This is a genomic window from Mesobacillus sp. (genome assembly GCF_047739415.1).
GTDB lineage: Bacteria > Bacillota > Bacilli > Bacillales > Cytobacillaceae > Mesobacillus.
The window spans coordinates 1-15290 of sequence record NZ_JBIQOE010000242.1 but is presented as its reverse complement, the minus strand read 5'-3'; the positions used below and the strand labels follow the sequence as shown (position 1 = coordinate 15290).

Sequence of the window (15290 nt, the reverse complement as noted above, 5' to 3'; positions counted from 1 at the left end):
ACTACATATTGTCAATTGCGATTATTTTTCATTGATTACTTCGTATGATAAGATTTTTAGTTAACATAAACGTATTGGACAAGGGGGGATAAGATGATTTACTTAGACAACAGCGCAACAACTAAACCCTATAAGGAAGTATTGGATTCATTCTTAAAGGTCTCTGAGGATTTTTTCGGAAATCCTTCATCACTTCATAAAATCGGTGGGCAGGCAGAGAAGCTGCTTCAGCAGGCGCGTTCCCAGGTCGGCAAGCTGCTGAATGTAAAAGAAACTGAAATCCTGTTCACATCCGGAGGAACGGAAAGCAATAATCTTGCTATAAAAGGAATCGCGTTGGCCCACAGGGGAAGAGGCAGGCATATCATCACCAGCGGCATTGAACATGCTTCCATCCACAGTACTATGGTGCAGCTTGAATCGCTCGGCTATGAAATAACATATGTAAAGCCAGATGGCAACGGCTTTATCAGCGCCGCGTCAATTCAGAAAGAAATGCGTGATGATACCATCCTGGTGTCTGTGATCCATGTTAATAATGAAGTCGGCACCATTCAGCCTATAAAGGAAATTGGAAACTTGCTTAAAAAGTATCCAAAAGCGTTTTTTCATGTTGATTTTGTTCAGGGAGTCGGGAAGGTGCCATTGGACTTTTACGAAGCCGGAATCCATTTGTCCACCATCTCGGGGCATAAATTCCATGGCCTGAAAGGAACAGGAGCTTTATTTATCAAAGAAGGAGTTACCTTGTCTCCACTATTCTCCGGCGGGAATCAGGAATGGAAGCAGCGAAGCGGAACAGAAAATGTAGCAGGCATGGTTGCAATGGCAAAGGCACTAAGGATGACATTCGAACAGAGAAAAGAAAAACTGAATCAAATGGAAGCTGCGATGGAAAGATTAAGAAGTGGTATAAGCCAAATCAAGGAAATCACCATTCACACCCCAATGGAGAATTGTGCCCCCCACATCTTGAACTTTTCAATCAAGGGGTTGAAGGCAGAAACATTTGTGCATGCGCTAGAAGAAAAAAAAATATATGTATCAACAACAAGCGCCTGCTCTTCCAAAAAGAAAGCTGCAAGCAAGACTTTGCTGGCCATGGGAGTGCCACGAGATGAAGCGGAAAGCGCGATCAGGGTCAGCCTGACATACAGCAATACAATAGAAGAAGCTGAACTAACTGCAGAGGCAATTGCTGAGACAGTAAAACATTTAAGCGAGGTAGTAAAGAAATGATGTATGACCGTATTTTGGTTCGGTATGGAGAAATATCGACTAAAGGAAGAAACAGGAACAAATTCATTGATCGACTTAGAAAGAATATCAAAAGAGCTTTAAGCAACTATCCGAATATAGCCATCAAGGCAGAACGCGACCGCATGTTCATCCTTCTTAATGGTGAGGATAGCGACGGAATTGGAGAGAAGCTGAAAGAAATATTCGGGATTCAATCCTTCAGCCCGGCTGTAAAAGTAGAAAAAGATCTCGATAAAATGAAAGATGCTGCACTCGAACTTTTCAGGAAGATTCATAAGCCGGGCCAGACTTTTAAAATCACTGCTAAACGTTCGGATAAGACATTTGAATTGGATACAAACGGGATCAATTCGGAATTCGGCGGCCATATCTTAAGAAATATTGATGACTTGAAAGTGGACGTCCGCAACCCCGATATAAATCTTCAGATTGAAATCAGAAAAGAAGCTGCCTATATTTCGGCAGAAACGATAAAAGGTGCTGGCGGACTTCCTGCTGCCTCTGCGGGCAAAGGGATGCTGATGCTTTCCGGGGGAATTGACAGTCCTGTAGCAGGATACCTTTCAATGAAGAGAGGCCTAGAGGTTGAAGGCGTCCATTTCTTCAGTCCACCATTTACAAGTGAGCGAGCAAAACAAAAGGTTATCGATCTTTCGGAAAAACTTGCTGAGGTAAACGGGCATTTCGCACTTCATATTGTGCCGTTTACTGAAATCCAGCAGGCCATCCACAAGCAAATACCGGAAAACTATACGATGACAACGACAAGGAGAATTATGCTCCGCATAACGGACGCCATCAGGGAAAAACAGGGCGGCCTTGCAATCATCACTGGTGAAAGTCTTGGGCAGGTAGCAAGCCAGACGCTTGAAAGCATGTATGCGATCAATGAAGTTACTACTACACCAATCATCAGACCTTTGATTACAATGGATAAACTTCAAATCATGGATATTGCTCATGATATCGATACCCATGACATATCGATCCGTCCATATGAGGATTGCTGCACAGTCTTTGTTCCTTCATCACCGAAAACAAAGCCAAAGCTCGATAAGGTTCAAAACTTTGAAAGCTTTTTCGACTTCGAGGAATTAATTCAAAAAGCAGTTGAAGGAACGGAGCGTATGGTTCTCAAACCGGCTTCAGAACGAAAAGATGATTCAATGGATGACCTATTTTAATTTATGATGAATTTGTGAACAATTACCAATTAAAGATTTGAATTAAGCCATGTGTTTTTACACACTCTATACTCACAAGGAGGTGAAACACATGGCAAACAACAACAGCTCAAATCAACTTCTAGTACCTGGAGTATCACAAGCTCTTGACCAAATGAAGTACGAAATCGCTTCTGAATTTGGTGTACAGCTAGGCGGAGAAACTACTTCTCGCGCTAACGGTTCTGTAGGTGGAGAGATCACTAAGCGTTTGGTTCAAATGGCTGAACAACAACTTGGTGGCGGATTCTCTCGCTAATTAAAAATTAATAATATGGCTACAAGGAGCGGGGCAGATGCCCCGCTCTTTTTTTGCAGGAAAAATTATTATATTGAAAAAGTGTTATCATATAATTTTAAATTTTTAAATAATTTTGTATAATAGGAATTGGGGATAAGGAAAGGCGAGTAGTCTCATAAGCGACACCAGCCTTACAAAACACTATGAGGGGGAAGAGTATGAACAGGGAACAATTGATTGCACCACAAAAGTATAATCTTGTATCTGAAATGGAGCGTTTCGCTCAGGATCAGGAAAGAAAAGCGATTATTTGGGAAAATGAAGCAGGCAGCACAAAAGAGATTACATACCGTGAACTTCTAAATAATGCGAATAAGATTGGAAACGTTTTCTCGAAACATGGTTTGCAGCAGGGTGATGTCGTTTTGGTCGTCGTACCGAGATTGATTGAGGCATATCAGGTTTATATTGCATCCTTGAAAATGGGGTTAGTTGTCATTCCTAGTTCGGAAATGCTAAGAACTAAGGATTTTCAATACCGAATCAACCATGGTGACGTAAAAGCGATTGTCAGCTATGCTCCTTTTACTAATGAATTCGCTGGGATCGAAGAAGCGATTAACTTGCCTAAGTTCGTTATTGGAGACGAAAAAGAAGGCTGGATCCATCTGGATGCAGAAATACAAAATGCTTCGGCTGACTTTCCGCTGGCAGCAACTGAACGCGATGACATGGCATTCCTTAGCTACACCTCGGGAACGACTGGCAATCCAAAAGGGGTCGTCCATACACATGGATGGGCATATGCGCATCTTCGCACGGCAGCAACAAACTGGCTTGGAATTGAGGATGGTGACACTGTCTGGGCGACAGCAGGTCCTGGCTGGCAAAAGTGGATCTGGAGTCCATTTTTATCCGTTATGGGAACCGGGGCAACCGGCCTGGTTTACCAGGGGAAATTCGAGCCGCAAAAGTATTTATCACTTTTACAAAAATACAATGTGAATGTCCTTTGCTGCACACCGACCGAATACCGTCTGATGGCGAAGGTAGAAAACTTAAGTGATTTTAACCTTCCAGGACTTCATAGTGCGGTTTCAGCTGGAGAACCGCTTAATCGGGAAGTAATTGATACATTTAAAAAGCATTTCAATGTCGAGGTGCGCGACGGTTATGGACAGACAGAAAATACATTGCTTGTCGGTGTGACAAAAGGCATGGAATTGAGACCTGGATCGATGGGCAAGCCAACGCCTGGAAACCGGGTCGAAATTATCAATGAAAACGGTGAGCCTTGTGCTCCAGGGGAAGTCGGGGATATTGCTGTCCATGTTGAAACACCTGCGTTGTTCAAAAACTATTATAAGGATCCAGAGCGGACAGCGATGCAGTTCCGCGGGGATTACTACGTAACAGGGGACAAAGCGAGCAAAGATGAAGAAGGCTACTTCTGGTTTGAGGGGCGCGGCGATGACATCATCATCAGCTCCGGTTATACGATCGGGCCTTTTGAAGTTGAGGATGCACTAGTAAAACATCCTTATGTAAAAGAATGTGCTGTAGTCGCATCACCGGACGAAATCCGCGGACATATCGTCAAAGCCTTTGTTGTCCTGCGTGACGGTGTAAGCCCTGAACAGGAAAACCTTATAACTGAGCTGCAGCAGCATGTGAAGGAATTGACGGCACCATATAAGTATCCAAGAAAGATTGAGTTCCTTGAAGAACTGCCAAAAACAACTTCCGGTAAAATCCGCCGCATCGAATTACGGAAAAAGGAATTGGAAGGCGCAAAATAAATAGTAATAACAAAAAGCAGGCCAAGTGTCTGCTTTTTGTATTTTACACATAGGGAAAGGCATCGGATGCGTTGAGGATGAAAACTTGGGTATATTTAAAATAGAAAGGGTGATCATCTATGGAAATCGAAATCAGGAAAGCTGCATTGGAAGAGTTAAACAAGGTCCAATTCAGCGAAAACGAAGGAATTAGAATTCTTGCAGAGTTTGTTGGAACATGTTCGATCGCGACGGACATCCAACTGCAAATAGAGGAAAAGCAGGATGATGATGAAGTGATCACAGAAAGCGGCATTAACTTTTTCGTGCCAAAAAAGTCGGTGGAATCACTCCCAGATAAAATCTTCCTGGATTTCAAGCCAGGGTTTGGCTATAAAATATCCTCTGCTGAAGAGACATTTGGCTATAACTTCAAGCTTAAACCGCGAGAAGAAAAATAACCCGGTTCAGGTTATTTTTCGTGGCCGCATAATTTGTCTGTTATTGGTTCAAAAAAATCATTGTCAGTCCGCAGCTTCCCATTTATAATGATATTATTTCGAGTCTAGAAAGATTAGGGGGCTGTTCGGATGGAAAAGAGAACCGAACATCAAGCTGGTGTCCTATACGCAGCTTTTTCTTATATATTATGGGGATTCCTGCCCGTTTATTGGAAGCTTTTAGATCATGTAAATGCCGATGAAATCCTGGCTAATCGTGTATTCTGGTCATTTTTCTTTATCGCCGTTATTCTGATACTAAATAGGAAATGGGGACTTTTCACAGGAACATTGCGCGGCCTGGCCCAAAATAAAAAGCAATTAGCCGCCTTGGCTATAGCATCATTACTTATCAGTATTAACTGGTTCATGTATATTTGGGCTGTAAATACAGATCAGATGATTGAAGCAAGCCTTGGCTATTATATCAATCCGCTCGTAAGTGTTCTTCTTGGTATGATATTCCTGAAGGAGCGGCTATCCTTGCTGCAATATATATCGTTTTTGCTTGCAGCAATCGGTGTGTTGATCATGACGATTTCCTATGGACAATTTCCGTGGATTGCTTTATCACTTGCAATTTCCTTTGGCCTGTACGGATTGGCGAAGAAATTGATCAAGGTAGACTCTGCTGTCGGGCTTGCGCTCGAAACACTGGTCGTTATGCCGCTCGCAGCCATCTACATTGGCTACCTTCTAAACCAAGAAACGAACTCACTGTTTGCTGGTTCATTGTCGACTACGCTGCTGCTGGTAGGTGCAGGGGCGGCTACGGCAGTACCACTGCTCTTTTTCGCTAAAGGAGCCCAAAGAATACCACTAGCAACACTTGGTATCCTGCAATATATTGCACCGACATTGACGCTGATCCTGGGAGTTTTCGTCTATCACGAAACATTCTCGACAATCCACCTGCTCGCCTTTACCTTTATCTGGTCTGCATTGATCCTCTACTCTTTATCAAAGACAAAGCTGGCAGCAGCATTGACAGTTAAGTGGAAAAAAGAAAAAGGATTGCCTATGTAAGGGCTGCAACAAAGATTCCAAAAAAGAGCTGCGGAAAAATCCGCAGCTCTTTTCTTAAGAAGTTAGTAAGTATAAATTCTACTTCGAGAATTGTCCAGCTTCAGCGCCTAGCCCCTCGAGTCGCTTCGGTCCGCCCAATGAAGTCAAAGATCGACTTCACCGGTCGGCCCTCCAGCGCTTGTCGGGGCTGACCAAGGCGCTTGCGCTTTTTTTATAAGAATGTTCTCTTAACTTTTTCCCAGAAGGAGTTGTCCTTAAGTTTGACAGTCTTAATGATTTTGTTGCTTAGTTTCACATCGAATTTTTCGACATGTTGGATGCTCAGTGCTTCGTTATCCATTCCCATAATTGGATAATCATTTCCGTCCTGGGCAACCTTGAAGGTAAGCTTTCGATCACCGCTGAGGATGAAAGACGAGCCGAGGGTACGGTAATGGTTGTTGTTTACTGAAGCGAGCTCGCTCACCTGCATGCACGGCAGCAGTGGGTCGACAACTGCTCCATTTACAGACTTATTATACGCCGTGCTTCCCGTAGGAGTAGCGACGATCATACCATCTCCACGGAAGGTTTCGAAATGCTTGTCGTCGATGAATACATCCATCACAAACGCTTTGATGATTGCTGAACGGACACTGAATTCATTCAAACAGCCGAATGTTGTATCACCATCGATTGTTACCTCGATCGTCGGATAGCGTCTGACTTCGATTTGTGCATTAGTGATTGCTTCAATCATTTTATCCGTATCCTCGATATGGAAATCGCAATACATATTCAGGGAGCCAGTAACTGAAATGCCGGCATACAGGCAATCATCACGGAATCCGGTCTTTCTGACAGCCTGCAGGAAGGTACCATCATCACCAATGCTTACAATGATATTCGCGGTGCGATGGTCGGTCACGATGTTGAAATCATAGCGGCGAGCCAGTTCATAAAGAGGCTCAACTTTTTCCAACATGGTTGTGTCAGGTTTATGGTGAAAATAAATATTGCGGCGATCTGGCATATAAATTCCTCCAAACATTATGTATTTCTTCCATAATTTTACCCACTTTTGAAATCTTTTGCTAAAATAAATGTTATTGACATCAGTTTATCATTTTTTCATAAGGTTTTGAAAGTACGAGAAACTTACAAGGGGGCTTCAAGATGAATGGTAAAAGATGGGCGGCATTAGGGATAGCCGTCGGATTGTTTATTGCGTCAACAGTTATTAATCTTCTGTCTACAGTGGCATTCAGTGACGCGGAAAATGCTTTTACGGATATGTTTGCAGTATCGGAAGAAATGTTTGCGGAAGAAATTATAGAAGAAGGTGACATGCTGAGCAAAATAGCGGTATTGTCCATCAATGGGGTAATCCAGGATACTGGGGATGCTGAATCATTCTTTGAAAGTCCGCTCTATAATCATAGAGCATTCATGGAACAGCTTGATTATGTTAAAGAGGCAAAGGATGTTAAGGCGATTATCCTGCAAGTGAACTCACCTGGTGGCGGCGTCGTGGAAAGTGCGCAAATTCATGACAAGATCAAGGAAATCCAGAAGGAAACGAAAAAGCCTATTTATGTTTCGATGGGGTCGATGGCCGCTTCAGGGGGTTATTATGTGTCTGCGCCTGCTGATAAAATTTTTGCCAGCCCTGAAACGCTTACAGGGTCGCTTGGTGTCATCATGCAGGGAGTTAATTATGCCGGCCTTGCCGAAAAATATGGGGTTGAATTCACGACAATTAAAAGTGGGCCATACAAGGATATCATGAGCCCGTCAAGACCGATGACAGAGGATGAGCGCGAAATCCTTCAATCGATGATCGACAACTCATATGAAGGATTCGTAAAAGTCATTTCAGAAGGACGCGATATGTCTGTTGAACGGGTCAAGGAAATTGCCGATGGCCGGATTTACGATGGACGTCAGGCAAAGCAGCTGAAGTTGATCGACGGATTCGGTTATCTTGAGGATGTCATCGAGAATGTCAGGAAGGACGAAAAGCTCGGCGATGCTACTGTCGTAAAATATACAGAAAGCATGGGATTTGGTTCGTTTTTCAGCATGGGAGCACAAAAAATCATGGGGAAAGACGCAGAAATGGCTGGCTTAATGAAGATATTATCCCAGCCTAATTCTCCACGCCTGATGTATTTATATGCGGAATAAGGAGGGATAAAATATGAATTCGGATTATTTTAAAGACCGGGACAATGTACCCTCTCAAGCTGAACCAAAAGAAGTCATGGATGGATCAGGCATCTCTGATGACAAGTCGCATTTTCAGGCTGAAACGGAACATCCAGTAACTCAGTCTGAATCTAGCAATATACAAGTACAAGGAAACCCGCAGCCTGAGATTCATGAACATGACAAGGCTGAACCCGAGAATCATATATACGCTGGTCTCTATGCCGGCTTCTGGACACGTTTTTGGGCGTATTTGCTTGACTTGATTGTAATTGGCAGCATCAACAGAATGATCATCAATCCTGTGTTTCGGGCACTGGATGTACCGTTGATTGAGGATGGGGTCCTTTCACCGATGGCCATCGCGACAGCTGTCGTCTTCTATTTATATTTTGTGTTAATGACAAAATACTTCGGCCAGACCCTGGGAAAAATGGTCTTTGGCTTGAAAGTGGTAGAGCTGGACGGGAAGGGGCTTACCTGGGGAACCGTTATTTTCCGCGAGTGGATCGGCCGTTTCATTTCAGCGACCATCATGGTTTTGTATGTGGTCGTTGCGTTTACAAAAAAGAAACAGGGGCTGCATGACCTGTTTGCCGATACAACCGTCATATATGAACCACGATGAAATGAACCTGCTGCGGCAGGTTTATTTTTTTGCCTTTTTGTTGATAATAATAAGCTGAAAGGTTGTGGAGGATGATGAAATGGGTGCTGCTTGCCATACTGCTTCTCACGCTGCTGGCGATTATAATCCTTTTTACTAAAGTTAAGATTCATTTAGATTATTTCCACGGCAATGATAATGATCATTTTAAGGTAACGATCAAAGCTTGGGGCGGGTTACTCAAGTTTAAGATAGAAGTTCCAGTTATAAAAATCGATGATAATTCTCCTACAATCGTCGCAGAGCAAAAAGTCAAAACAGGGCCCGATGAAAATATGAAACAACAAAAAACAACTCAGGTTGATAAAAATGATTTACTTAGCAGTCTTCATGATTTCAAGCAGCTGATCAACCACGTTGCCGGTCTCCATAAAATTGTCCGGAATTTTTTAAAGAAGGTTACGATTCGAAATATTGAATGGCACACTATGGTTGGCGTATCCGATGCGGCAGCCACAGGAGTGATCACGGGTGCCTTTTGGGCAGTCAAAGGCGGAGTGATCGGGCTCCTAAGCAACTATATGAAAATGAAAGAAATGCCTGTCATGTCGATTACACCAAGCTTCCAGCACACTGTTTCAATTACTAGTTTTAAATGTATGATTCAAGTCAGAGTCGGGCATGCTATTTTAGCAGGAATAAAGCTGGTTAAATATTGGAAAGGCGGCTGGCCTGAATTTAAATCTAAACCATTGTCAGCTCTTTCTGGTGATAATACTAATTCTGTCTAAAATAAGGAGGAAACAGGAATGTCCGACCATCCAATTCAAGGATTAATGACAACTGCTATGGAAAGCTTGAAAGAAATGATTGATGTTAACACAATCATTGGAGACCCCGTAGAAACACCGGATGGAAGTGTGATCCTGACAGTTTCAAAGGTAGGTTTCGGTTTTGCCGCTGGTGGAAGCGAATTTGTTTTGGAAAGCTCTAAAGGAGGATCCGGTGGCTCTGGTGGCTCAGGTGGCTCAGGAGGACAGTCTGGAGGTTCCCAGCACCCATTCGGAGGAGGTAGCGGAGGCGGTGTGTCAATCACGCCAATTGCTTTCTTAATAGTCAACTCAAAGGGTGTAAAAATGCTTCACCTTGATGAAAATACACATTTATACGAGAAAATACTTGATCTGGCTCCACAGGCTGTTGAAAAAATCCAGCAAATGATGTCAAAAAAAGACCAGAATAGCCAGGATAGCAGCCAGAACAAAAACCAAGGCCAATCTCAATCTCAATCTGATTACAACGGTCCGAAAACAGACCTGGATTTTTAAGCAGGTGAATTCACGGAGTAATGGGAAAACCAACTATTTAGCAGGAAGCTGCCTTTTCAAGCGGAAAGGCAGCTTAGCTATGTATATTGAGTTTTGGTCTCCTTTTAGTAAAATAATTGCAAAAAAATTCTTTAAAAGATATATTAACACTGTACATATAATGGACAAGGAGGATGAGCAGGTATGGCATCTGTTACATTTAAGGGGAACCCAGTTACATTACTAGGAAATGAAGTAAAGGTTGGAGACCAGGCACCAGATTTCAAAGTGCTTGCAAACGATCTATCTGAAGTGACACTTCAGGATTCAAAAGGACAAGTACGTTTGATCAGCGTTGTTCCTTCACTAGACACAGGAGTTTGTGATGCACAGACTCGCCGTTTCAATGAAGAAGCTGCAAACCTTGACAACGTTAAGATTTTGACAGTCAGCGTGGACCTTCCTTTCGCACAAAAGCGCTGGTGTGGAGCTGCTGGAATCGATAATGTCCAGACACTATCTGACCACCGCGGGCTTTCATTCGGAGAAGCTTACGGAGTAGCAATCAAGGAGCTTCGCCTGCTCGCTCGCGCTGTATTTGTTGTTGATTCAAACGACAAAGTAACATATGTTGAGTATGTAAGCGAAGCAACAGACCACCCTAACTACGAAGCAGCAGTAGAAGCTGCAAAGCAAGCAAACTAATATACAACCAGGGAACAAGCCGCAGAAAAAACTGCGGCTTGTTTTGCTTTGAATATGGGGATTTGTGGATTTCTATCATTTAATAGTTCCCTATCGGACAAACAGAAGGCGGAGGAAGAGTAATGTGTCCGATAGAATCTCTGTGCCAAATAAGCTGGCTCCAGTACTTGCGCATTTCTATTAAGAGCCATATACCTTGTACACAGAGCAGAACAGGGCTAAAATATATAAATATCTATCCAAATCAGGAGGAAGAAAAGTGAGTATGTCTCCGGTCGAACAATTATTTACTGCATTTAATACAACTGCAGATATTTTAAAAGAAGAGTTATCATGTACATATTTGGAAGCGCTGGCTGAAAGCGGGGAGAACATGTTCCAGGGCACGGTGCTTCAAGACGAACTAAATGAAGTAACAAAGAAAAGGCTTGAAAAAGTATATAAGGAGATCAACCTTGATTCTTTTAGCAAAGAAGATATCCGCAAAGGCTTCCAGCTTGCGATTTTGAAGGGAATGAAGGAGCATACCCAGCCGAACCATCAAATGACGCCAGATTCTGTCGGCATGTTCATTGGCTACCTAGTCAATAAGTTTGTCGACAAGAAGTCATTCAGGCTGCTTGATCCTGCGGTCGGGACTGGCAACCTGCTGGCTACGGTATTGAACCAGCAGACAGACAAGGAAATCGAGTCAGTCGGTGTTGAAATTGATGACCTGCTGATACGCCTTGCTTTCGTCAATGCCAATCTTCAAAAGCATCCGGTTGAATTTTTCAATCAGGACAGTCTTGAACCATTGTTTGTTGATCCGGCGGATGCAGTGGTTTGTGACCTTCCAGTGGGCTACTATCCAAATGACCTTCGAGCAGAGCAATATGAGGTAAAAGCAAAAGAAGGCCATACGTACTCTCATCACATGTTCATAGAGCAAAGTACGAAGCATGTAAAAGAAGGCGGATATTTGTTCTTCATGATCCCTAATGGTCTGTTTGAAAGTGAACAGGCCCCAATGATTCATGAGTTCATTAAAAACCATCTGATTGTTCAGGGTGTTTTACAGCTTCCAGCTTCATTGTTTAAAAACAAGCAGGCAGCTAAAAGTATCCTTATGCTGCAAAAAAACGGCGAAGAAGTGAAAGCACCAAAACAGGCACTCCTTGCCGAGCTGCCAAAGCTATCAGACGGCCCAGCCGTGAACAGGATGCTGAATAAAATCGATCAATGGTTTAACGAAAATAAAAATGCACAACTATAGAACCGGGTTAATACCGGTTCTTTTTTCATTTAATAGCTCAAGCGAACCTCGAGTCACTTCAAGTTTGTGCTTTTCCCTTAATATTACGGCTATATAAAACATAGCAATATTTTTTTAAATCATTAGAAGTATCTGAATAAAAACTCATTTACCGTTTGGAAAAGCTTTGCTTGAAATGTGAAAAAGACAGTGTTTAAATGAGAAAATGAGAGATATAATTCCGGCCTGTGGCACACAATAAATGTGTACTATTCACTGGATTTTTAATCAGGTTGTTATATAAAAGGAGCGGTACAAAATGTCTAAAATAATTGCAATCAATGCCGGCAGTTCTTCACTTAAGTTTCAATTGTTTGAAATGCCAAGTGAAGAAGTCATCACTAAAGGTATCGTAGAAAGAATCGGTCTTAAAGATTCAATCTTCACGATCTCGGTAAATGGAGAAAAGAATAAGGAAGTTACTGATATCCCGAATCATGAGGTTGCGGTAAAAATCCTTCTTGATAAACTAACGTCTTTGGGAATCATCCAGTCACTAGATGAAATCGAAGGAATCGGTCACCGTGTTGTTCACGGAGGCGAAGAGTTTAGCGATTCTGTATTGATCACCGAAGAAGTTTTACAAAAAATTGAGGAGCTTTCAGAGCTTGCGCCACTGCACAATCCAGCTAACTTGACTGGTATCCGCGCATTCCAGCAGGTATTGCCGAATGTTCCGGCGATTGCTGTGTTTGATACAGCATTCCACCAGACAATGCCTGAAAACTCATTCCTTTACAGCCTTCCATACGACTATTATAAAAAGTACGGAATCCGTAAATACGGTTTCCATGGTACTTCACACAAGTATGTTTCCCAGCGTGCAGCAGAGATGCTTGGCCGTCCTGTCGAGCACCTGCGCCTGATTTCTTGTCACCTTGGAAACGGTGCAAGTATCGCGGCAATCGAAGGCGGTAAGTCAATCGATACATCCATGGGCTTCACACCGCTTGCAGGCGTGACGATGGGGACTCGTTCCGGTAATATCGACCCGGCCTTGATCCCATATATCATGGAAAAAACAGATAAATCTGCAGATGAAGTATTGGACGTCCTGAATAAAGAAAGCGGTATGCTTGGTGTATCCGGATTCTCAAGCGACCTTCGTGACATCGAAGATGAAGCAGAAAAAGGAAATGAACGTGCAGAACTTGCACTGAAAGTTTTTGCGGACAGAATCCATAAATACATTGGTTCATATGCAGCACGCATGTGCGGTGTCGACGCAATCATCTTTACTGCTGGTATTGGTGAAAACAGTTCGGCAATCCGTGCCCGTGTCCTACAGGGCCTTGAGTTCATGGGCATCTACTGGGATCCAGCTTTGAACAAAGTGCGCGGTGAAGAAGCATTCATCAGCTACCCGCACTCTCCAGTAAAAGTAATGGTCATCCCGACAGACGAGGAAGTCATGATTGCTCGTGATGTCGTGCGTTTGGCGAAATAATTCAATTAAAAGGCAGAAGCGCAGATGCTTCTGCCTTTTTATATAGTGGGGGAATTTGTCTAGCTTTAGCGCCAAGCCCCTCGAGTCGCTCAGTCCTGCCAATGAAGTCAAAGAGCGACTTCACTGTCAGGCCCTCTGAGGCACAGGACGTGCAGACCCGCATGCCACAGGACAAGGAAAGCTTCGAAGCGATTCATCGCACGACCGAAAGCGTTAGCTTTTTTTACAGGACGTGGTGATTTAAGCGGGCAGCGCTTGTCGGGGCTGACCGAGGCGCTTCCGCTTTTCTTGTGCTATACTGGAAGAAAATTCAGATAAGCTGGAGGTTTTTCAATGCCTTTGACTCAACGGGAACAAAAGGTACTGGATGAATTAAGTGCTTGGGAAAACAATCTCTACGATTATGAACCGAATGATTTTGAATTAGCGTATGATCGATATCTTGAACGATCTTTTTCGCTTTTGCCAGAAGAGGTGCAGGAACGCTTTTTCACTTTATTCGACGGCTGGCTTTTCCATCTTCACTCCTTAATTCAGGGTTCACAGCTGCAGATGGATGCCAAGGAAAGGATTCTTTCAGCGGGGCGGGTTTTCCAGCCTGACCTTGAAACTATTCAGGATTTAAGAGAGCTGCCGATTGAACAGCTTGAATTCATTGCTAGGCAGCAAATTGCCCGCCACAGACTCTATTCCTTCGTCCAGGGCGGTATGTCAGGCAGCGGTGGAAATCTTGTGCTAGGAGCAGATATGCCAGCGATGGCAGTCATTAATTTGCGGATTGTGCAACTGGTTGCGATGACCTATGGATTCGAAGTGAATACACCATTTGAAATGATGGTCGCTTTGAAAGTTTTCCATACTGCGACAATGCCTTCTAGGATGCAGAGTGCTGGCTGGGAAGAGTTGAAAAATGACCTCGAACAGGCAGAAGACTATTATTTTTATGAAGGCAATGATGACCTGACAGACGTGACATGGCTTGAACAGCCAATCAAACAGATTTTCAAAGGTATGGCGATCCTGATGTTCCGCAAAAAGCATGTTCAGGGCATGCCGGTGATCAGCATGGCGATTGGTGCGGGGGCAAACTATCAATTGACGAGAAGGGTCACTGACTTCGCCCATAAATTTTATCAGATGAGATATTTCAAAGAAAAAGGAGCACTCTAGAGTTATGAGTACACAGGAACATAAACAAGCTGCACCAAGCCAGGTGCGCTGCAAAGTCATAACAGTAAGCGATACAAGAACGCCAGATACAGATAAAAGCGGCAAGCTGATGATGGAAATGCTCGAGGCTGCAGGACATAAGATCGTCGATTACGTGATTGTAAAAGATGAAGTGGAACTGATTAAATCTGAAGTGATAAAAGGCTGCAGCAACTCCGATGTTGATGTGGTCCTAACGAACGGCGGCACAGGGATTGCCAAACGAGACGTCACAATCGAAACAGTCCAAAGCATCTTTGAAAAAGAAATTCCCGGGTTCGGTGAGATTTTCCGGATGCTCAGCTATACCGACGATATCGGTTCGGCTGCCCTGCTATCGCGTGCCGCAGCCGGAGTCGTCAATGACCGGGCCGTGTTCTCGACACCAGGATCAACAGGTGCTGTCCGCCTGGCAATGGAAAAGCTGATCATACCCGAAATTGGACATGTTGTAAGAGAGCTTACGAAGGATTTATAATACATGACAGAGATGGAACCTCTAAGGG

General features: G+C 43.5%; 17 protein-coding genes. 15 read left to right on the top strand and 2 right to left on the bottom strand.

What is annotated here, in order from left to right:
• Positions 1–93: 93 nt before the first annotated feature.
• From ACH0QE_RS19030 to rarD, 6 genes are all read left to right on the top strand, one after another.
• Positions 94–1239: a cysteine desulfurase family protein gene (locus ACH0QE_RS19030; protein ID WP_415802055.1), complete on the top strand. Its 1146-nt coding sequence runs from the start codon at positions 94–96 to the stop codon at positions 1237–1239.
• The gene (gene thiI / locus ACH0QE_RS19025; RefSeq protein ID WP_415802054.1) at positions 1236–2444 is read left to right on the top strand and encodes a tRNA uracil 4-sulfurtransferase ThiI; all 1209 of its coding nucleotides are present in this window, start codon (positions 1236–1238) and stop codon (positions 2442–2444) included. The genes ACH0QE_RS19030 and thiI overlap by 4 nt, the downstream gene beginning before the upstream one ends.
• A 91-nt stretch (positions 2445–2535) precedes the next feature.
• Entirely contained in the window at positions 2536–2742 is a 207-nt protein-coding gene (locus tag ACH0QE_RS19020; protein WP_023626976.1) for an alpha/beta-type small acid-soluble spore protein, read from the top strand.
• A 200-nt stretch (positions 2743–2942) separates the two neighbouring features.
• A complete protein-coding gene (mbcS, locus tag ACH0QE_RS19015; protein ID WP_415802053.1) occupies positions 2943–4523 on the top strand; it encodes an acyl-CoA synthetase MbcS in 1581 nt (526 codons plus the stop codon).
• A 119-nt stretch (positions 4524–4642) separates the two neighbouring features.
• Positions 4643–4963: an iron-sulfur cluster biosynthesis family protein gene (locus tag ACH0QE_RS19010; RefSeq protein ID WP_415802052.1), complete on the top strand. Its 321-nt coding sequence runs from the start codon at positions 4643–4645 to the stop codon at positions 4961–4963.
• 129 nt (positions 4964–5092) lie between these two features.
• Positions 5093–6028, top strand: coding sequence for an EamA family transporter RarD (gene rarD / locus ACH0QE_RS19005; RefSeq protein ID WP_415802051.1), 936 nt, complete (start codon positions 5093–5095; stop codon positions 6026–6028).
• 211 nt (positions 6029–6239) lie between these two features.
• On the opposite strand, the gene ACH0QE_RS19000 is transcribed toward rarD, so the two are convergent.
• Positions 6240–7040: an NAD kinase gene (locus ACH0QE_RS19000; protein WP_415802050.1), complete on the bottom strand. Its 801-nt coding sequence runs from the start codon at positions 7038–7040 to the stop codon at positions 6240–6242.
• Positions 7041–7183: 143 nt separating this feature from the next.
• Here ACH0QE_RS19000 and sppA point away from each other — a divergent pair, with 143 nt between their 5' ends.
• The 7 genes from sppA (at position 7184) to ACH0QE_RS18965 (ending at position 13575) form a co-directional block, all read left to right on the top strand.
• Positions 7184–8194 (top strand): signal peptide peptidase SppA, encoded by a 1011-nt coding sequence (gene sppA, locus ACH0QE_RS18995; protein WP_415802049.1) that lies wholly within the window; start codon positions 7184–7186, stop codon positions 8192–8194.
• A gap of 76 nt (positions 8195–8270) precedes the next feature.
• On the top strand, positions 8271–8843 hold the full coding sequence (locus ACH0QE_RS18990; protein ID WP_415802071.1) for an RDD family protein: 573 nt from the start codon (positions 8271–8273) through the stop codon (positions 8841–8843).
• Positions 8844–8914: 71 nt separating this feature from the next.
• Positions 8915–9613, top strand: a complete 699-nt coding sequence (locus ACH0QE_RS18985; protein WP_415802048.1) for a DUF2953 domain-containing protein — start codon at positions 8915–8917, stop codon at positions 9611–9613.
• Between the two features lie 18 nt (positions 9614–9631).
• Positions 9632–10150, top strand: coding sequence for a GerW family sporulation protein (gene ytfJ / locus ACH0QE_RS18980; protein ID WP_415802047.1), 519 nt, complete (start codon positions 9632–9634; stop codon positions 10148–10150).
• 183 nt (positions 10151–10333) lie between these two features.
• Positions 10334–10834 carry a thiol peroxidase gene (gene tpx / locus ACH0QE_RS18975; protein WP_041965434.1) on the top strand — a complete coding sequence of 167 codons (501 nt, stop codon included), beginning with the start codon at positions 10334–10336 and terminating at the stop codon, positions 10832–10834.
• 259 nt (positions 10835–11093) lie between these two features.
• Positions 11094–12089 carry a class I SAM-dependent methyltransferase gene (locus ACH0QE_RS18970; RefSeq protein ID WP_415802046.1) on the top strand — a complete coding sequence of 332 codons (996 nt, stop codon included), beginning with the start codon at positions 11094–11096 and terminating at the stop codon, positions 12087–12089.
• A 298-nt stretch (positions 12090–12387) separates the two neighbouring features.
• Positions 12388–13575 (top strand): acetate kinase, encoded by a 1188-nt coding sequence (locus tag ACH0QE_RS18965; RefSeq protein ID WP_415802045.1) that lies wholly within the window; start codon positions 12388–12390, stop codon positions 13573–13575.
• Position 13576: 1 nt separating this feature from the next.
• Here ACH0QE_RS18965 and ACH0QE_RS18960 read toward each other — a convergent pair whose 3' ends face one another.
• Positions 13577–13699, bottom strand: a complete 123-nt coding sequence (locus ACH0QE_RS18960; protein WP_415802044.1) for a hypothetical protein — start codon at positions 13697–13699, stop codon at positions 13577–13579.
• A gap of 209 nt (positions 13700–13908) precedes the next feature.
• On the opposite strand from ACH0QE_RS18960, the gene ACH0QE_RS18955 reads away from it, so the two are divergent.
• Positions 13909–14745, top strand: coding sequence for an EcsC family protein (locus ACH0QE_RS18955; RefSeq protein ID WP_415802043.1), 837 nt, complete (start codon positions 13909–13911; stop codon positions 14743–14745).
• Positions 14746–14749: 4 nt separating this feature from the next.
• Complete coding sequence (locus ACH0QE_RS18950) at positions 14750–15262, top strand: MogA/MoaB family molybdenum cofactor biosynthesis protein (RefSeq protein ID WP_415802042.1); 513 nt, start codon at positions 14750–14752, stop codon at positions 15260–15262.
• Positions 15263–15290: the final 28 nt, after the last annotated feature.

Excerpts from the sequence above, each read along its gene's own strand:
- rarD (WP_415802051.1), top strand. The coding sequence starts at position 5,093 with ATGGAAAAGAGAACCGAACATCAAGCTGGTGTCCTATACGCAGCTTTT.
- ACH0QE_RS18985 (WP_415802048.1), top strand. The coding sequence starts at position 8,915 with ATGATGAAATGGGTGCTGCTTGCCATACTGCTTCTCACGCTGCTGGCG.
- ACH0QE_RS19030 (WP_415802055.1), top strand. The coding sequence starts at position 94 with ATGATTTACTTAGACAACAGCGCAACAACTAAACCCTATAAGGAAGTA.
- mbcS (WP_415802053.1), top strand. The coding sequence starts at position 2,943 with ATGAACAGGGAACAATTGATTGCACCACAAAAGTATAATCTTGTATCT.
- tpx (WP_041965434.1), top strand. The coding sequence starts at position 10,334 with ATGGCATCTGTTACATTTAAGGGGAACCCAGTTACATTACTAGGAAAT.
- thiI (WP_415802054.1), top strand. The coding sequence starts at position 1,236 with ATGATGTATGACCGTATTTTGGTTCGGTATGGAGAAATATCGACTAAA.
- ACH0QE_RS19010 (WP_415802052.1), top strand. The coding sequence starts at position 4,643 with ATGGAAATCGAAATCAGGAAAGCTGCATTGGAAGAGTTAAACAAGGTC.
- ACH0QE_RS18950 (WP_415802042.1), top strand. The coding sequence starts at position 14,750 with ATGAGTACACAGGAACATAAACAAGCTGCACCAAGCCAGGTGCGCTGC.
- ACH0QE_RS18955 (WP_415802043.1), top strand. The coding sequence starts at position 13,909 with ATGCCTTTGACTCAACGGGAACAAAAGGTACTGGATGAATTAAGTGCT.
- ACH0QE_RS19020 (WP_023626976.1), top strand. The coding sequence starts at position 2,536 with ATGGCAAACAACAACAGCTCAAATCAACTTCTAGTACCTGGAGTATCA.
- ACH0QE_RS19000 (WP_415802050.1), bottom strand. The coding sequence starts at position 7,040 with ATGCCAGATCGCCGCAATATTTATTTTCACCATAAACCTGACACAACC.
- ytfJ (WP_415802047.1), top strand. The coding sequence starts at position 9,632 with ATGTCCGACCATCCAATTCAAGGATTAATGACAACTGCTATGGAAAGC.
- sppA (WP_415802049.1), top strand. The coding sequence starts at position 7,184 with ATGAATGGTAAAAGATGGGCGGCATTAGGGATAGCCGTCGGATTGTTT.
- ACH0QE_RS18990 (WP_415802071.1), top strand. The coding sequence starts at position 8,271 with ATGGATGGATCAGGCATCTCTGATGACAAGTCGCATTTTCAGGCTGAA.
- ACH0QE_RS18965 (WP_415802045.1), top strand. The coding sequence starts at position 12,388 with ATGTCTAAAATAATTGCAATCAATGCCGGCAGTTCTTCACTTAAGTTT.